The 16,089-nt window shown below is 71.5% G+C and carries 11 protein-coding genes; 7 read left to right on the forward strand and 4 right to left on the reverse strand.

Features of this window, described 5'->3' with window-relative positions; all coding sequences use genetic code 11:
* Window positions 1–663: 663 nt before the first annotated feature.
* On the forward strand, window positions 664–3,261 hold the full coding sequence (gene pepN, locus ACYVOO_RS15430) for an aminopeptidase N (RefSeq protein ID WP_461016229.1): 2,598 nt from the start codon (window positions 664–666) through the stop codon (window positions 3,259–3,261).
* Window positions 3,262–3,464: 203 nt separating this feature from the next.
* Here the strand turns inward: pepN (ACYVOO_RS15430) and snpA are convergent, their stop codons facing one another.
* Complete coding sequence (snpA, locus tag ACYVOO_RS15435) at window positions 3,465–4,142, reverse strand: snapalysin (protein ID WP_461016230.1); 678 nt, start codon at window positions 4,140–4,142, stop codon at window positions 3,465–3,467.
* 248 nt (window positions 4,143–4,390) lie between these two features.
* Here snpA and ACYVOO_RS15440 point away from each other — a divergent pair, with 248 nt between their 5' ends.
* Window positions 4,391–5,461: a LysR family transcriptional regulator gene (locus ACYVOO_RS15440; RefSeq protein ID WP_461016231.1), complete on the forward strand. Its 1,071-nt coding sequence runs from the start codon at window positions 4,391–4,393 to the stop codon at window positions 5,459–5,461.
* A 1,262-nt stretch (window positions 5,462–6,723) separates the two neighbouring features.
* Entirely contained in the window at window positions 6,724–7,266 is a 543-nt protein-coding gene (locus tag ACYVOO_RS15445) for a GNAT family N-acetyltransferase (protein WP_461016240.1), read from the forward strand.
* Window positions 7,267–7,527: 261 nt separating this feature from the next.
* On the opposite strand, the gene pepN (ACYVOO_RS15450) is transcribed toward ACYVOO_RS15445, so the two are convergent.
* The gene (gene pepN, locus ACYVOO_RS15450) at window positions 7,528–10,155 is read right to left on the reverse strand and encodes an aminopeptidase N (protein ID WP_461016232.1); all 2,628 of its coding nucleotides are present in this window, start codon (window positions 10,153–10,155) and stop codon (window positions 7,528–7,530) included.
* Between the two features lie 163 nt (window positions 10,156–10,318).
* Here pepN (ACYVOO_RS15450) and ACYVOO_RS15455 point away from each other — a divergent pair, with 163 nt between their 5' ends.
* Window positions 10,319–10,948 carry a mycothiol-dependent nitroreductase Rv2466c family protein gene (locus tag ACYVOO_RS15455; RefSeq protein WP_461016233.1) on the forward strand — a complete coding sequence of 210 codons (630 nt, stop codon included), beginning with the start codon at window positions 10,319–10,321 and terminating at the stop codon, window positions 10,946–10,948.
* A 153-nt stretch (window positions 10,949–11,101) separates the two neighbouring features.
* Here ACYVOO_RS15455 and ACYVOO_RS15460 read toward each other — a convergent pair whose 3' ends face one another.
* Together ACYVOO_RS15460 and ACYVOO_RS15465 are read right to left on the reverse strand one after the other, a co-directional pair.
* Window positions 11,102–11,743 (reverse strand): superoxide dismutase, encoded by a 642-nt coding sequence (locus ACYVOO_RS15460; RefSeq protein WP_453345526.1) that lies wholly within the window; start codon window positions 11,741–11,743, stop codon window positions 11,102–11,104.
* A 133-nt stretch (window positions 11,744–11,876) separates the two neighbouring features.
* Entirely contained in the window at window positions 11,877–13,355 is a 1,479-nt protein-coding gene (locus ACYVOO_RS15465) for an amino acid permease (protein ID WP_461016234.1), read from the reverse strand.
* 288 nt (window positions 13,356–13,643) lie between these two features.
* Here ACYVOO_RS15465 and ACYVOO_RS15470 point away from each other — a divergent pair, with 288 nt between their 5' ends.
* From ACYVOO_RS15470 to ACYVOO_RS15480, 3 genes are all read left to right on the forward strand, one after another.
* The gene (locus ACYVOO_RS15470) at window positions 13,644–14,252 is read left to right on the forward strand and encodes a biotin transporter BioY (RefSeq protein ID WP_461016235.1); all 609 of its coding nucleotides are present in this window, start codon (window positions 13,644–13,646) and stop codon (window positions 14,250–14,252) included.
* 164 nt (window positions 14,253–14,416) lie between these two features.
* A complete protein-coding gene (locus ACYVOO_RS15475; protein ID WP_453345523.1) occupies window positions 14,417–14,905 on the forward strand; it encodes a ribose-5-phosphate isomerase in 489 nt (162 codons plus the stop codon).
* Between the two features lie 19 nt (window positions 14,906–14,924).
* A complete protein-coding gene (locus ACYVOO_RS15480) occupies window positions 14,925–15,752 on the forward strand; it encodes an Fpg/Nei family DNA glycosylase (RefSeq protein WP_461016236.1) in 828 nt (275 codons plus the stop codon).
* The last annotated feature ends 337 nt before the right edge of the window (window positions 15,753–16,089 follow it).

Here is a 16,089-nt window from a genome sequence, read left to right on the forward strand (position 1 = left end):
TCGGCGAGGGGGCACCGCCCAGCGTTAGCTGGGGGAGGGTGGGCACAACCCGTGCCACCGGCCCGCAGCACGCGAACGAGAGCCCAAGGGGCACTCGGGTAGGCGCACCCCTGACAGGGGGGTGTTGCGCGGGACGGTCGGCCCGTGGAGTGGGGACCGTAGGGTCCCGCGCCGGGGATGTGGCCGGGCTCAGCCGACCCGAAGCGGAAGCGGGCCACCGGCGGGACGGGGACGCGGTGGGGTGTCCCCGCAGGTCGAGACGAACGACGGCGGAAAGCCGAACACGAGACCTTCACGCCGAGGAGACACCCCGGCGCGGCACCGGACACCCCGCACCCACGTACCCATAACTCCAAGGGAAACCCGGAGTCACGCGGCGCCAGCCGCGACGCACCGGTCCATAGGCCGCGCCGAAGCCACGCAGCCGCACCCGGAAACGGCGCCCCGCCCAGCGCAGCGCCTCGTGCTGCGGCACAAAAATCAGCGCGGGACCCTACAGCGCGCACCACACCGGCCAACCGTCCCGCGCAACACCCCCGACGAACGGGGCACCCCCGTTTCCTTCCGCCCCCCGCGAAGGGAGCCGCACCCCGCGCAGGGGACCCGTGGAAGGATGGCCGGAACACGCCATATACAGAGCCATGAGAGTGGGGAGATCACCACGTGCCTGGCACAAATCTGACGCGCGAAGAGGCCCAGGAGCGCGCACGGCTGCTCACCGTGGACTCCTACGCCATCGAGCTGGACCTCAGCGCGGCCCAGCAGGGCGGCACCTTCCGCTCGGTGACGACGGTCACCTTCGACGTCGCGGAGACCGCCCCCGGCTCCGACACGTTCATCGACCTGATCGCCCCGACCGTGCACTCCGTCACCCTCAACGGTGACACCCTCGACCCCGCCGAGGTCTTCGCGGACTCCCGCATCGCACTGCCCTCGCTGCTCGCGGGCCGCAACGAGCTGACGGTGGCCGCGGACTGTGCGTACACGAACACGGGCGAGGGCCTGCACCGCTTCGTCGACCCCGTCGACGACCAGGCGTACCTCTACACCCAGTTCGAGGTGCCGGACTCGCGCCGCGTGTTCGCCAGCTTCGAGCAGCCGGACCTGAAGGCGACGTTCCAGTTCACCGTGAAGGCCCCCGAGGGCTGGACCGTGATCTCCAACTCGCCGACGCCGGAGCCGCAGGACAACGTCTGGCGCTTCGCACCGACGCCGCGGATCTCCTCGTACATCACCGCGCTGATCGTCGGCCCGTACCACTCGGTGCACAGCAGTTGGGAGGGCGGCGACCGCAGCGTGCCGCTGGGTCTGTACTGCCGTCCGTCGCTCGCCGAGTACCTGGACGCCGACGCGCTCTTCGAGGTCACGCGCCAGGGCTTCGACTGGTTCCAGGAGAAGTTCGACTACCCGTACCCCTTCGAGAAGTACGACCAGCTCTTCGTGCCCGAGTTCAACGCGGGCGCCATGGAGAACGCGGGCGCGGTCACCATCCGTGACCAGTACGTGTTCCGGTCCAAGGTGACGGAGGCCGCGTACGAGGCCAGGGCCGAGACGGTCCTGCACGAGCTGGCCCACATGTGGTTCGGCGACCTCGTCACCATGGAGTGGTGGAACGACCTGTGGCTCAATGAGTCGTTCGCGACGTACACCTCCATCGCCTGCCAGGCACACGCGCCGGGCAGCCGCTGGCCGCACGCCTGGACCAGCTTCGCCAACCAGATGAAGACCTGGGCCTACCGTCAGGACCAGCTCCCCTCCACCCACCCGATCATGGCGGAGATCCGCGACTTGGACGACGTCCTCGTCAACTTCGACGGGATCACCTACGCCAAGGGCGCTTCCGTGCTGAAGCAGCTCGTCGCCTACGTCGGGATGGACGAGTTCTTCCAGGGCGTGCAGCGCTACTTCAAGCGGCACGAGTGGGGCAACACCCGGCTCAGCGATCTGCTCGGCGCGCTGGAGGAGACCTCGGGCCGGGACCTGAAGACCTGGTCGACGGCGTGGCTCCAGACGGCGGGCATCAACGTCCTGCGCCCTGAGATCACCACGGACGAAGCGGGCGTCCTCACCTCCTTCGCCATCCGCCAGGAGGCCCCCGCCCTGCCCGCCGGCGCGACGGGCGAGCCGACGCTGCGCCCGCACCGGATCGCGGTGGGCGCGTACGAGCTGGTGGACGGCAAGCTGGTGCGCACCGACCGCGTCGAACTGGACGTGGACGGCGAGCTGACCGAGGTGCCCTCGCTGGTGGGCCGCCCCCGACCCGCGGTGCTGCTGCTCAACGACGACGACCTCTCGTACGCCAAGGTCCGCCTCGACCCGGAGTCGCTGGCCGTGGTGACCGCGCACCTCGGCGACTTCACCGAGTCCCTGCCGCGCGCCCTGTGCTGGGCCTCGGCCTGGGACATGACCCGCGACGGCGAGCTGGCCACCCGCGACTACCTCGATCTCGTCCTCTCCGGGATCACCAAGGAGTCGGACATCGGCGTCGTGCAGACCCTGCACCGCCAGGTCAAGCTCGCCCTCGACCTGTACGCGGAGCCCGCGTGGCGCGAGACCGGGCTCAGGCGCTGGTCGGAGGCGACGCTGGAGCAGCTGCGCGCGGCCGATCCTGGCAGCGACCACCAGTTGGCGTGGGCCCGCGCGTTCGCCGCGACGGCCCGTACGGACGAGCAGCTCGCGCTGCTGGCCGGGCTGCTGGACGGCACCGAGAGCGTCGAGGGCCTGACCGTGGACACCGACCTGCGCTGGGCGCTGCTCCAGCGGCTCGCCGCCACCGGGCGCGCGGGCGAGGCCGAGATCGACGCCGAGCTGGCGCGGGACGCGACGTCGGCGGGCGAGCGCTACGCGGCGATGGCGCGCGCAGCGCGGCCGACCGCCGAGGCCAAGGCGGAGGCGTGGCGCGCGGTGGTGGAGAGCGACACGCTGCCCAACGCCGTCCAGGAAGCCGTCATCGGAGGCTTCCTCCAGACCGACCAGCGCGAGCTGCTCGCCCCGTACGCGGAGCGGTACTTCGCCGTGGTCAAGGACATCTGGGACGCGCGCAGCCACGAGATGGCCCAGCAGATCGCCGTCGGCCTCTACCCGACGCTCCAGATCGAGCCCGCCACGCTGGAGGCGACGGACGCCTGGCTGGACTCCGTCGAGCCGAGCGCGGCGCTGCGGCGGCTGGTGACGGAGTCGCGCGCGGGCGTCGAGCGGGCGCTGCGGGCGCAGGCCGCCGACGCGCGGGCCGCTGACGCGGCGGGAGGCGTGGGGGGCTGACCCTGTTCCGCGTCCCTGGCCCGTGAGGGCGTGCGAAGGCCCCCGGAGGAGGAAGTACCGGGGGCCTTCGTGTGGGAGGTGGCGACTGGGAAGCGGTGGTGCGTGCGGGGTTCAGGTGGTGCCCCGGGCCGGGACCGCCCGGGGGTGTCTCAGCGGACACTCACCGGTGCTCGGCGAGTGCTCGGCGGGCGCTGGGCGAGTGCTCAGCGGGCGCCGGAGAAGGCGGCCTTGTCGAAGGCGGCGCTGGCCACCCCGTTCGCCCACAGCTGGTTGACGCGGGCGGCTTCCTGCGCGTTCGGCCGGTCGTTGGTGCAGGACGTGCCGGGCCCGCCGCCCGACATCAGCTCGGAGCAGGGGCCCGAGTAGTGGTCGGGCAGCCCGAGCACATGGCCCGTCTCGTGGGCGACGACGCGGTTGGAGCTGTACTGCTGGTTCTGCCGGTAGTCCAGGAAGATGTAGCCGCGGCCGTGCCCGTCGGTGGAGGCGTACGAGCCACGCGCGTCGTTGCCCTCGCGGTAGCTGAAGCTGGCGCCCGAGCCCTCCTGGAGCTTGACGTTCGTCACGGACGAGTTCCAGACCGCGGTGCTGTTGGCTATCTGGCTGCGGAACGACGGGGCGCGGCTGGTGTCGTACTTGACGGTGACGGCCTGGATGCCGGGCTTCGCCGCCTGCTTCTTGAGCGCGTCCTTGACCACGGCGTTGAAGAACGCCTGGGTGCCCTTGTCGCTCTCGCCGACGTAGCCGGCCTTGGCGGGGGCGATGGTGCCGTGGTTCTCGTCCGTGCCGGTGGGCGCCGCGGTCGCGGGGCCCGCGCCGAGACCGAGGGACACGGCCAGGCCGAGGCCGAGCGTCGCGGAGAGTGCCGTTTTGCGGTGTCTCATGGGGGGTCTCCTTCTGTCCGCGGAAACCGTCCGGCCGCGGTGGGGTGTGCGGCGCGACCGCCGTTCCGCCGGATGAACTCCTGCCGAGGCAGAGTCTCTTGGAGCCGGGGGTGCGCGGGATGATGCCATCCGGGGATAGGACGGGCCTATCCCCGGGGTCTCCGGGTGCCCGCGACGGCCGTCGCGTCCTGCCGGTGCGTGCCGCAGGACGGCGGAGAGCGTCTGGTGTGACATGCTCATGCGCCGTTATGCTCCGGCCTGTGGAGCTCGAAGTGAGGCACCTTCGCGCCCTGTGTGCGATCGCCGATACGGGCAGCGTGCACAAGGCAGCACGCCAACTGGGCATGACACAGCCGTCCCTGACGACACAGCTTCGCCGCATCGAGCAGGCCATCGGCGGCCAGCTCTTCTCCCGGGAGCGCACCGGAAGCAGGCCCACCCCGCTGGGGCGCTCCGTGCTCAGCCGCGCTCGGCCCCTCGTGGCCGAGATGAACGCGCTGGTCAGCGAGGCGAAGGAGGCGGCGGGGCGCGCGGGCGGACGACGCCTGCGCATCGGCAGCACGGGCAGCCGTGCCGTCTCCGGCTGGCTGCGCAGGCTCCACGCCCGGCTCCCCGAGACGGACACCACGATCCACATGGACGTCTCCGCGAACACGCTGCTCCAGATGGTCGCTGCCAATCAGCTCGACGCCGTGTTCGTGCACGAGGTCGAGGGCTCGCCGCTGCGGTTTCCCGAGGGCCTGGAGCTGCGGGTACTTGTCGAGCGCGAGCCCCAGTTCGTCGCCCTCCCCTCGGCGCACCCCGCCACGGTGAAGGAGGAACTGGACCTGTCCGACCTCGCCGCCGACCGCTGGATGGTCGATCCGGCCGTCGACGGCGACTGGCCCGGCCTGCGCCGCGTCTTCACGGCGGCGGGGCTGGAGCCGCGCGTGGTGTACGGGGACTATCTCGCGGCCTCCGACCTGGTCGCGGGCGGCGAGGTGGTCACGCCGTGCCAGCCCACGTCGAGGCCGCGCCCTGGCATGACGATCCGCCCGTTGCGGGGCGATCCGCTCGCGGTCCGGCTGGTGATGGTGTCCCGCGCGTTCCGCGCGGGGCCCGGTTCCCCCGACGTGCCGGGCCTGGACGCCGACGCGCTCTTCGCCGATCTCCAGTCGGCATACGCGGAGGTCGCCTGGGCCAGCGAGACGTACCGCAACTGGCTGCGCCGCCACGGGGTGCCCCGCCCGGAGGGCCCGCCGCCCAAGGGCACGGCCCCGACCCCTCCGGCCCTCCACATCCCCTTGCTGCGCCCCCTCTCAGCACCGGTACCGGCCTGACGGCCCCTTCGCGGGGTGCGGCTCCCTTCGCGGGGTGCGGCTCCCTTCGCGGGGTGCGGAAGGAAACGCGGGGTAGGCCCTTCACGGGTCGGCGCCGCTTCACGGGGTGTGGGGTGAAGGTCACACGGGGTGCGTGTTTCTTGTGGGGGTGCGCCTGTTGTGGGTGCCCCTTGGGGGGTTCGTTCGCGTGTTGCGGGCCGGTGGCACGGGTTGTGCCCACCCGTCCCGCCTTGCGGGACGCTTGCCCACAACATTTTTGGCGCCGTCGCCAGTGGGGGCGCCCCTGCGTGGGGCGGTTCGCCGTTTCCGGCTGCCTGGCCGGTGGCTTCGGCGCGGTGTATGGACCGGTGCGTCGCGGCTGGCGCCGCGTGATTCTTGGCTTGTGCCGGTGGTCGTGTGGGGTTGCTGTGTGGTGGGGGTCGGCGCCGCGCCGGGGTGTCTCCTCGGCGTGAAGGTCTCGTTTACGGCTTTCGGCCGGTGACTTGCTCGTCCTGCGGGGACACCCCACCACGTCCCCTCCCACCCGGTGGCCAACTCTCGGCCGGTGCCCCCTCCGCTTGTTCCCATGCTGTGCACCGGTGCCGTGCCGGAGGGGCTCCGCCACCCTGTTGTGGGCAGGCGTTCCGCATGGCGGAACGGGTGGGCACAACCCATCCACCGGCCCGCAGTCGCGAACGAACCCCAAGGGGCACCCCGGGGCTGCGCACCCCTTCACCGGGGGAGTTGCGCGGGACGGTCGGCCCGTGAAGCGGGAACCGTAGGGTCCCGCGCTGGTTTTTGTGCCGCCGCATGGCGAGGAGTCGCTCCCCGCGAAGGGGGGTGGGCATTGGCGCACCCGGAGCCGGACAGTGGGCCACCGGCGGGACGGGGACGGGGTGGGGTGTCCCCGCAGGTCGAGAAAGTCACCGGCGGAGAGACAAGGACGAGACCTTCACGCCGAGGAGACACCCCACCCCGGCACCGGGCACCCCGCACCCACGCACCCACAACCACGGCGCAAGCCAAGAACCACGCGGCGCAAGCCGCAAAGCACCGGTCCATACGCCGCGCCGTAGCCACCGGCCCGCACTCGGAGAACAACGCACCGCACAGCGCAGCGCCCCGCACAACGTGCGACGGCACAAAAATCAGCGCGGGACCCTGCGGCACCCACCACACAGGGTAACCGTCCCGCGCAACACCCCCGTGAAGGCGGCACCCCCCGTTTCCTTGCGCACCCCGCGAAGGGGAACCGCTGGAAAGATGGCGCCATGGAAACGGACATGGACGGCGCACAGTTGCGGACGGTGCATACAGGGGCGCTGGACGGAGCGACGCTCACCGCAGCGCGGAAGCTTCTGGACGACGCGTTCGAGGGGGACTTCTCCGACGAGGACTGGGACCACACCGTAGGCGGCCTCCACGTCCTCGTCCTGGAAGGGGACGCCGAACTCGTCGGCCACGCGGCCCTGGTCCAGCGCCGTCTGCTGTACGGGGAGCACGCGCTGCGTACGGGCTACGTCGAAGGGGTGGCCGTCCGCGAGGACCGGCGCGGGCTCGGCTACGGTGCCGCGATGATGCGCGAGGTGGAGCGCGTCGTGCGCGGGGCGTACGAACTGGGCGCCCTCAGCGCGTCCGAGGACGCCGTGGACTTCTACGCCGCACGGGGCTGGCGGCCGTGGCAGGGGCCCACGTCCGTCCTCACCCCCGCCGGGGCGCGACGTACGCCCGAGGACGACGGCGGCGTCTTCGTACTCGCCGTGACCGGAGCCCTCGACCTGTCCCGGTCCCTGACCGCGGACCCCCGCCCGGGAGACGCCTGGTGACCCCTCGGCGCTGACCCCGACTCACCGGCCCACCGTCCCGCGCAACGTCCCCGTGAGGGGGCAACCCTCCGTTGCCTTCCGCACCCGCGAAGGGTCGCGGACCGCACAGGGCAGCCGTCCCGCGCACCCCCCCCGTGAAGGGGACCCCCTCAGCGGTAGCCGAAACACCACCCGCACGCCGCAGAGGCGCCCCCTACGAGGAGAAGGGACCCGTGAGGGCTTCACCTCGTGCCCCGTGAAGGGGCGCGGCCCAGTGAAGGGCTAACCCTTCGTTTCCTTCCGCTCCCCGCGAAGGGGACCGTCACGGCGCTGGGCGCGCAGTGCGCGGGACAGGTCGTCGCGGGACTCCAGCACGAGGCGCCGCAGCGCGGGCGCGGCGTCCTCGTGGGCTGCGAGCCACGCGTCCGTGGCGTCGAGCGTGGCCTGGTCGCCCTGGAGCGCGGGGTACATGCCCCGCACGATTGCCATGCCGATCTCGATGGAGCGGGTGCGCCACACGTCTTCGAGGACCTCGAAATACCGGCCCGTGTAGGGCGCGATCAGCTCGCGCTGCCCCGGCTGCTCGAAGCCCGAGATCGTGGCCTCGACCAGCGCGTTCGACAGTTGGTCCGACTCGATGACCGCGACCCACGCCTGGGCCTTGACCTCGGCCGTGGGGCGCGCCGCGAGGCAGCGGACCTGGTGCCGCTTGCCGGAGGCCGTGTCGTCGCGGGCCAGCTCCGCGTCGATGTCCTCGGCCCCGGCGACGCCCTGCGCGGCGAGGGGTTCGAGGAACGTCCAGCGCAGCTCCTGGTCGACGTCGAGGCCGTCGACGCGCGCCGAGCCGTCGAGCAGCCCCCGCAGCAGCCGCAGGTCCTGCTCGCGCACCGCGACGGAGGCGAAGAAGCGGGCCCACGCCAACTGGTGGCCGCTGCCGGGCTCGGCCAGCCGCAGTTGGGTCAGCGCGCCCTCGGCGAGCAGGCGCTCGCCCTCCTCGCGCCACTGGGGCGCCGCGTAGTGGACGACGGCGGTGCGGGCCCAGGCGTGCAGCATCTGGAGCACGCCGATGTCCGACTCGGCGCCGGCGAACCGCAGCACGAGGCCGAGGAAGTCGCGCGTGGGCATCAGCCCGTCGCGCGTCAGGTTCCACACCGCCGACCAGCACAGGGCGCGCGCGAGGGGGTCGGTGAGGGAGCCGAGGTGGCCGCGCAGGGTGTCGAGGGAGCGTTCGTCGAAGCGGACCTTGCAGTAGGTGAGGTCGTCGTCGTTGACGAGGACCAGATCGGGCCGTTCGGCGCCCGCCAGCTCGGCCACGACGGTGCGGCCCCCGGTGACGTCGGTCTCCGCGCGCGCGTAGCGGACGAGGGCGCCGCCGGGCGCTTCGTGGCGGTAGAGGCCGACGGCGACGCGGTGGGGGCGCAGCGTGGGGTGGCCCTCGGCGGCCTCCTGGAGGACGGCCAGTTCGGTGACGCGGCCAGCGGAGTCGTAGGTGAGCTGGGGTGTGAGCACGTTGACCCCGGCGGTCTGGAGCCAGCACTTGGCCCACTCGCCCATGTCCCGTCCGGAGGTCTCCTCCAGCACGGAGAGGAGGTGTTCCAGGCGGGTGTTGCCCCACTCGTGGCGCCGGAAGTAGCGCCGTGCGCCCTCCAGGAAGGCGTCCCTGCCGACGTAGGCGACGAGCTGCTTCAGTACGGAGGCGCCCTTGGCGTAGGTGATCCCGTCGAAGTTGAGCTTGGCGTCCTCCAGGTCCCGGATGTCCGCCGTGACGGGGTGGGTGGAGGGGAGTTGGTCGGCGCGGTAGGCCCAGGACTTGCGGCGGTTGGCGAAGGTGATCCAGCCGTCGGTGAAGCGGGTGGACTCGACGAGCGAGAAGGCGCCCATGAAGTCGGCGAAGGACTCCTTGAGCCACAGATCGTCCCACCACTCCATGGTGACGAGATCGCCGAACCACATGTGGGCCATCTCGTGCAGGATGACGTTGGCCCGGCCCTCGTAGGACGCCTGCGTCACCTTGCCGCGGAAGACGAACTCCTCGCGGAAGGTCACACAGCCGGGGTTCTCCATGGCCCCGATGTTGTACTCGGGCACGAACGCCTGGTCGTACTTCCCGAAGGGGTACGGGTAGTCGAAGTGGTCGTGGAAGAAGTCCAGGCCCTGCTTGGTGACGGTGAAGATGTCCTCGGGGTCGAAGTACCTGGCCAGGCCCTTGCGGCAGAGCGCGCCGAGCGGGATCTCCAGCTCGCCGCCGCCGGGGAGGGCGCGGCGGTAGGTGTCGGTGACGCGGTGGTACGGGCCCGCGACGACCGCCGTGATGTACGTGGAGATGGGCCGGGTCCGCGCGAAGCGACGTACCGAGAAGGTGCCGTCCTCCAGGGGCTCAGCCTCGCCCTGCTGGGCGCCGTTGCTGAGCACGGTCCAGCGGGCGGGCGCGGTCACGGTGAAGTCGAACGCCGCCTTGAGGTCGGGCTGCTCGAAGTTGGCGAAGACGCGGCGCGCGTCGGCCGGTTCGTACTGCGTGTAGAGATAGACCTCGCCGTCCTCGGGGTCGATGAAGTGGTGCAGTCCCTCGCCCGTGCGGCTGTAGGCGCAGGAGGCGTCCACCAGCAGTTCGTTCTCCTCGGCGAGTCCTTCCAGCGCGATGCGGGTGCCGTCGAAGACGGTGTCCACGTTGAGGGACCGGCCGTTCAGGGTGACGGAGTGGACGGCGGGTGCCACGAGATCGGCGAAGGTGGCGGCGCCGGGCTCGGCGCAGCGGAAGCGGATCGTCGTCGTGGAGCGGAAGGTGCGGGGGCCCTGGGCCGGAGGGGGAGCGACGGCAGAGCGCAGATCGAGCGCCACCTCGTAACCCTCGACGGTCAGCAGCGCCGCGCGGGCGCGGGCCTCGTCTCGGGTCAGGTTCTCTCCGGGCACGACGTGACTCCCTCGTCTCGCATGGTGAACGATCTCAGTCAGCATCGCACGCGGTACAGACAACGCATACCGGGGAATGGGCGCGCCCTCCCGCGCGTTTTCCCTGCGTCCGTACCGCGCTTCGGTACTGTCCGTTACCCGTTCGTCCGAGGAGACCCTGGCCATGGCCGAGAAGACACCGGCAGACTTCTGGTTCGACCCCCTGTGCCCGTGGGCGTGGATGACGTCCCGCTGGATGCTGGAGGTGGAGAAGGTCCGGCCTGTCGAGGTCCGCTGGCATGTGATGAGCCTGGCGGTGCTCAACGAGCCGAAGCTGGACGAGCTGCCCGAGGAGTACCGCGAGCTGCTGAAGACCGCCTGGGGCCCGGTGCGGGTGTGCATCGCGGCCGAGCAGAAGTACGGGAACGAGGTGCTCGGCCCCCTTTACACCGCCCTCGGCACCCGTTTCCACAACCGCGCGCAGGAGCGGACCCGCGAGACGCTCGTGGAGGCGCTGGAGGAGGCGGGGCTGCCCGCCGATCTCGCGGACGCGGCCGATTCGACGGAGTACGACGAGGCGCTGCGTGCCTCGCACAAGGAGGGCATCGATCTGGTCGGCCAGGATGTCGGCACCCCGGTCATCGCCGTCCCGGGTGCGGACGGCGGGCAGGTCGCCTTCTTCGGCCCCGTCGTCACCCCGGCCCCCAAGGGGGAGGCGGCGGCGAAGCTGTGGGACGGGACGCTGCTGGTGGCGTCGACGCCGGGCTTCTTCGAGATCAAGCGGACCCGCGACGTCGGCCCGATCTTCGACTGACCCCGGCCGGTCCTGACAGGGCCTCGTGGACAGGAGGGCCCCGTACGTCACGTCCGTACGGGGCCCTCCCGCTTTCCGCCTGCCCGGTGAAGCGGTGAGAAGACGATCACGAGGCAGGAGGCCGGTCCCCCTGGTCGGCGGGGGGCCGGAGCATCAGGGCGCCAGGAGCAGGTTGTTGGCGCGCTCCTTGGCGGCGGTGTAGCGCCTGGCCACGTCCTGCCAGTTGACGACGCGCCACATGGCCTCGACGAAGTCGACCTTCTGGTTGCGGTACTGGAGATAGAAGGCGTGCTCCCAGGCGTCGAAGACCAGGATGGGCACGCTGCCCTGGCCGACGTTGCCCTGGTGGTCGTAGACCTGCTCGACGATGAGACGGGCCGTCACCGGCTCGTAGGCGAGGACGCCCCAGCCCGAACCCTGGGTGGTGGCCGCGGCCTTCGAGAGCTGGGCCTTGAACTTGGCGAAGGAGCCGAACGACTCGGCGATGGCGTCCGCCAGCTCGCCCGTGCCGTCCTTCTCCAGCGGCTCGCCGCCGCCGTCGCCGGTCATGTTCTGCCAGTAGATGGTGTGCAGGATGTGCCCGGAGAGGTGGAAGGCCAGGTTCTTCTCCAGGCCGTTGATGGAGCCCCACGCGTCCTTGTCACGGGCCTCCGCCAGTTGCTCCAGGGTGTCGTTCGCACCCTTCACATACGCGGCGTGGTGCTTGTCGTGGTGCAGCTCGATGATCTCGCCGCTGATGACCGGCTCCAGCGAGGCGTAGTCGTACGGCAGCTCTGGAAGTGTGTAGGTCGCCATTCTGCTTGCCCCTCCGCTATTGCACATTACTTGCAAGAAGAAGGTAGCAGCAACAGTCAGGGGCGGCCCCTCCGGGAGGGACCGCCCCTGACGTGTGTCGCGGTGCGCGCCGCGGTGTTGGTGTGGTGTGCCGTCAGCTCTCGGACCCGGACTTCTCCGTACCGGCGTCGGCCGTGCCGCCGACGGCCGCGCGTTGCCCGGCCAGCCGCTGCCGCAGCAGCCCGACCAGCGCCAGCACGATCGTCAGCCCGCCCGTGAACGCGAGCTGTGTACGGGTGTCGCTCTCGCGCAGCATCAGGGCCAGCACGGCGAGGATGCCGAGGATCGCGAGGCCCGTCAGCCACGGGTAGCCCCACATCTTCACGACCAGCTTCTCCGGCTCCTCGCGCTCCAGGCGGCGGCGCGTGATGAGCTGCGAGACGGCGATGAAGCCCCACACGACGAGGGTGGCGGCGCCGACCATGTTCAGCAGCCACTGGAAGACCGTGTCGGGCCACATGAAGTTGAGCAGCACCGCGACGAAGCCGAAGAAGGACGAGGCGATGACCGCGTAGCGCGGGACGCCGCTGCCGCTGACCCGGCCGAGGAAGGCGGGGCCCTCGCCGCGCGCGATGAGGGAGTACGACATCCGGGAGGCGCCGTAGATGTTCGCGTTCATGGCGGAGAGCAGCGCCACCAGGACCACGATGTTCATGACCTGGGCCGCCGCCGGGATGCCGATGTAGTCCAGCGCGGCGGCGTACGGCCCTGAGAGGACCGACTTGTCGTCCCACGGGATCAGCGTGACGATCACCAGCATCGAGCCGACGTAGAAGACGCCGATGCGCCACATCGCGGTGCGCACCGCCTTCGCGACGCCCGAGACGGGCTTCTCGGACTCGGCCGCCGCGATGGTCACCGTCTCCAGCCCTCCGTACGCGAACACGGAGGCCAGCAGGCCGATGACCAGGCCCTCCGAGCCGTTCGGCAGGAAGCCGCCCTCACCGGTGAGGTTGTCGGCGCCCGGTGCCTCGGTGCCCGGCAGGACGCCCACGATGGCGAGGACGCCGAGCAGCAGGAAGGCCGTGATGGCGAAGATCTTCAGCGCCGCGAACCAGAACTCGTACTCGCCGAAGTTGCGCACGGCGGCCAGGTTCGTCCCGCAGAACATCACCATGAAGAGGGCGACCCACATCCAGGAGTCGGTGCCCGGCAGCCACTTCACCATGATGTCCGCCGCCGCCGTCGCCTCCGTGGCGATGGCGACGCAGAGCAGCACCCAGTAGATCCAGCCCGCGGTGAAGCCCGCCCACGGGCCGATCGCGCGCTCCGCGTGCACGGAGAAGGAGCCGGAGGCCGGGTGCGCCGCTGACATCTCGCCCAGCATGCGCATCACGAGCATGACAAGCAGACCCGAAGCGGCGTACGCGAGGACGATGGAGGGGCCCGCCGCCGCGATGCCCGCACCCGATCCGACGAAGAGCCCGGCGCCGATGACACCGCCCAGGGCGATCATGGACAGATGGCGCTGTTTGAGACCCTGTGCAAGTGCGGGCTGCGCGGGGTCCTGGCCGGCGGAACCCTGTGGTTCCCGGGGCGGCGGCGCGTCGTCGGACAGCTCGGTGCGCGTCATGAGAGGCCGTTCCTGGTGGGGGTCGGAGAACTGATCGTTGTGGCGCTCGGGACAGTCTCGGCAGGCTCACCCGACGCTGCAATAGTCGTGGATAACGTTCCGGTATACGGACACGCGCCTCTCCCGCACCCGTACACGCGTCGCCGCACGATACATGGTGCATACACGTGCGGATCCCACCAAGGCTCCCGGCCGGGCTTTGTCGCCAACGTCACGCTGGAACACGCGCTGTGGTCGGCTAGCGTCGAAAGGTCCAGCACCGACGACGAACGACTCGGAGTCGCCCTGATGAGCGCCCTCACGTCCACCGCCAGCACCACCCGCCCCGGAACCGTCCTCGCCGACCTGCTCCCCGCCTCCACGGCGGCCCGCGCCCGTGTCCGCGACGTGGCCCTGGTCCTCGGGGGCGCCGCGCTGACCGGCGTGGCGGCCCAGATAGCCGTTCCCGTCCCGGGCTCCCCCGTCCCGGTCACGGGCCAGACCTTCGCGGCCCTCGTCGTGGGCATGGGCCTCGGCGCCCGGCGCGGCTTCCTCTCCCTCGCGCTGTACGCGCTGGCCGGGATCGCGGGCATGCCCTGGTTCGCCGAGGGCGCCTCGGGAACCGCCATCCCCTCGCTCGGCTACGTCCTGGGCATGCTGCTCGCCGTCGCGGCCGTCGGCGCGCTGGCGCGGCGCGGCGGTGACCGAGGGGTGCTGCGCACGGCCGGGACCATGGCCGTGGGCACGGTGATCATCTACGCGATCGGCGTCCCCTACCTCGCGCTGGCCACGGGCATGTCGGCGGGCGAGGCGCTCGCGGCGGGCCTCGTCCCCTTCCTCGTCGGCGACGTGCTCAAGGCCGCGCTGGCCATGGGCGCGCTGCCCACGGCCTGGAAGCTGGCGGGCCGCCGAGGCTGACGCCACGCACCGGCCGCGCGACGACCGCGCACCGAAAACGCCGGGCCGCCCCTCGCCGGGCGGTCCGGCGTTTCCGCGTACGAGCCCCCGCACGCGGCCGTCCCAGGACCCGCCAGGACCGGCCCGGACGAGCGGCCCTACCGTCCCGTCATAGACTCGACGGCATGCGCGTGTACCTCGGCTCCGATCATGCCGGTTACGAACTCAAGAACCACCTCGTCGAATGGCTCAAGGCCGCGGGCCACGAGCCCGTCGACTGCGGCCCGCACATCTACGACGCCGACGACGACTACCCGCCCTTCTGCCTCCGCGCCGCCGAGCGCACCGTCGCCGACGGCGAGGCCCTGGGCATCGTCATCGGCGGCTCGGGCAACGGCGAGCAGATCGCCGCCAACAAGGTGAAGGGCGCCCGCTGCGCCCTGGCCTGGAGCGAGGAGACGGCGGCCCTCGCCCGCGAGCACAACAACGCCAACCTCGTCAGCGTCGGCGCGCGGATGCACACCACGGACGAGGCGGTGAAGTTCGTCGAGACCTTCCTCGCCACCCCCTTCTCCGACGGCGAGCGCCACCAGCGCCGCATCGACATGCTCTCGGCGTACGAGGTGACGGGCCAGCTCCCGCCCGTACCCGCGCACCACCCCCAGCAGGACTGAGCGGGCGGGCGCCGCACCCATGCCCGAGGGCCACACGATCCACCGGCTGGCCGCCGACCACCAGGAGAGGTTCGGCGGCAGGGCCGTGCGCGCCGCGAGCCCGCAGGGCAAGTTCTCCGACGGCGCGGCCCTGCTGGACGGCCAGGTCCTTTCGGGCGCCGACGCCCACGGCAAGCACCTCTTCCTCGGCTTTGAGCCGAACGCGTGGGTCCACGTCCACCTCGGTCTCTACGGCAAGTTCACCTTCGGTGAGGGCCCGGCGCCCGCGCCCGTGGGGCAGGTACGGCTGCGGCTCTCGACCGACGACGCGTACGCGGATCTGCGCGGGCCCACCCGCTGCGAGCTGATCACGGGCGAGGAGATGCGCGCCGTACGGGACCGGCTGGGCCCCGACCCGCTGCGGGCCGACGTGGACGCGGACCCCGGGCTCGCCTGGGCCCGTGTCTCGCGCAGCCGCACCACGATCGCGGCGCTCCTCATGGACCAGAAGATCGTCGCCGGTGTCGGCAACGTCTACCGCGCCGAGGTGCTGTTCCGGCACGGGATCGATCCGTACCGGGCCGGGCGTGATCTGCGGCGCGCCGAGTGGGACGCGATCTGGGCCGACCTCGTCGGGCTGATGAGGGAGGGCGTACGGCTGGGGCGCATCGACACGGTCAGGCCCGAGCACACGCCCGAGGCGATGGGGCGGGCGCCGCGCGTGGACGACCACGGCGGCGAGGTCTACGTCTACCGCAGGGCGGGCCGGCCCTGTCTCCTGTGCGGCATGGAAGTCCGGTCCGCCGAACTGGCGGCCCGCAACCTCTTCTGGTGCCCCACTTGCCAACCCTCCCGGGGCGCGCCCTAAAACACAGGGTTGCCCCTCCACGGGGTACGGGGTGAAGCCCACACGGGGTGCCCGGCCCCACAGGGGTGCGCACCCCGGGTGCCCCCTGGTCTTTCGTCCGCGTGCTGCGGGCCGGTGGGTGGGTTGTGCCCACCCGTTCCGCCATGCGGAACGCCTGCCCACAACGGTGGTGGCGCCGTCGCCTTTCCGCGGCAGGGGTGGGCCCGCACCGCGAGGTGCGGGCCCACAGCGTGGGAACAACGGTTGGGGCCACCGGCCGTTACTGAGGTTTTCGGGTTGGTGTCGGTCAGGGTGGAGTGATGGCCAGTCCGGTCTCGGCCAGGCAGCCGTCGATGAG

This window comes from Streptomyces daliensis, from assembly GCF_054782395.1.

What these genes read in the sequence shown, in the direction of transcription:
- snpA (WP_461016230.1), bottom strand. Translation starts at nt 4,142, where the DNA reads ATGAGACACCGCAAAACGGCACTCTCCGCGACGCTCGGCCTCGGCCTG.
- ACYVOO_RS15440 (WP_461016231.1), top strand. Translation starts at nt 4,391, where the DNA reads ATGCTCCGGCCTGTGGAGCTCGAAGTGAGGCACCTTCGCGCCCTGTGT.
- ACYVOO_RS15445 (WP_461016240.1), top strand. Translation starts at nt 6,724, where the DNA reads ATGGACGGCGCACAGTTGCGGACGGTGCATACAGGGGCGCTGGACGGA.
- ACYVOO_RS15455 (WP_461016233.1), top strand. Translation starts at nt 10,319, where the DNA reads ATGGCCGAGAAGACACCGGCAGACTTCTGGTTCGACCCCCTGTGCCCG.
- ACYVOO_RS15460 (WP_453345526.1), bottom strand. Translation starts at nt 11,743, where the DNA reads ATGGCGACCTACACACTTCCAGAGCTGCCGTACGACTACGCCTCGCTG.
- ACYVOO_RS15465 (WP_461016234.1), bottom strand. Translation starts at nt 13,355, where the DNA reads ATGACGCGCACCGAGCTGTCCGACGACGCGCCGCCGCCCCGGGAACCA.
- ACYVOO_RS15470 (WP_461016235.1), top strand. Translation starts at nt 13,644, where the DNA reads ATGAGCGCCCTCACGTCCACCGCCAGCACCACCCGCCCCGGAACCGTC.
- ACYVOO_RS15475 (WP_453345523.1), top strand. Translation starts at nt 14,417, where the DNA reads ATGCGCGTGTACCTCGGCTCCGATCATGCCGGTTACGAACTCAAGAAC.
- ACYVOO_RS15480 (WP_461016236.1), top strand. Translation starts at nt 14,925, where the DNA reads ATGCCCGAGGGCCACACGATCCACCGGCTGGCCGCCGACCACCAGGAG.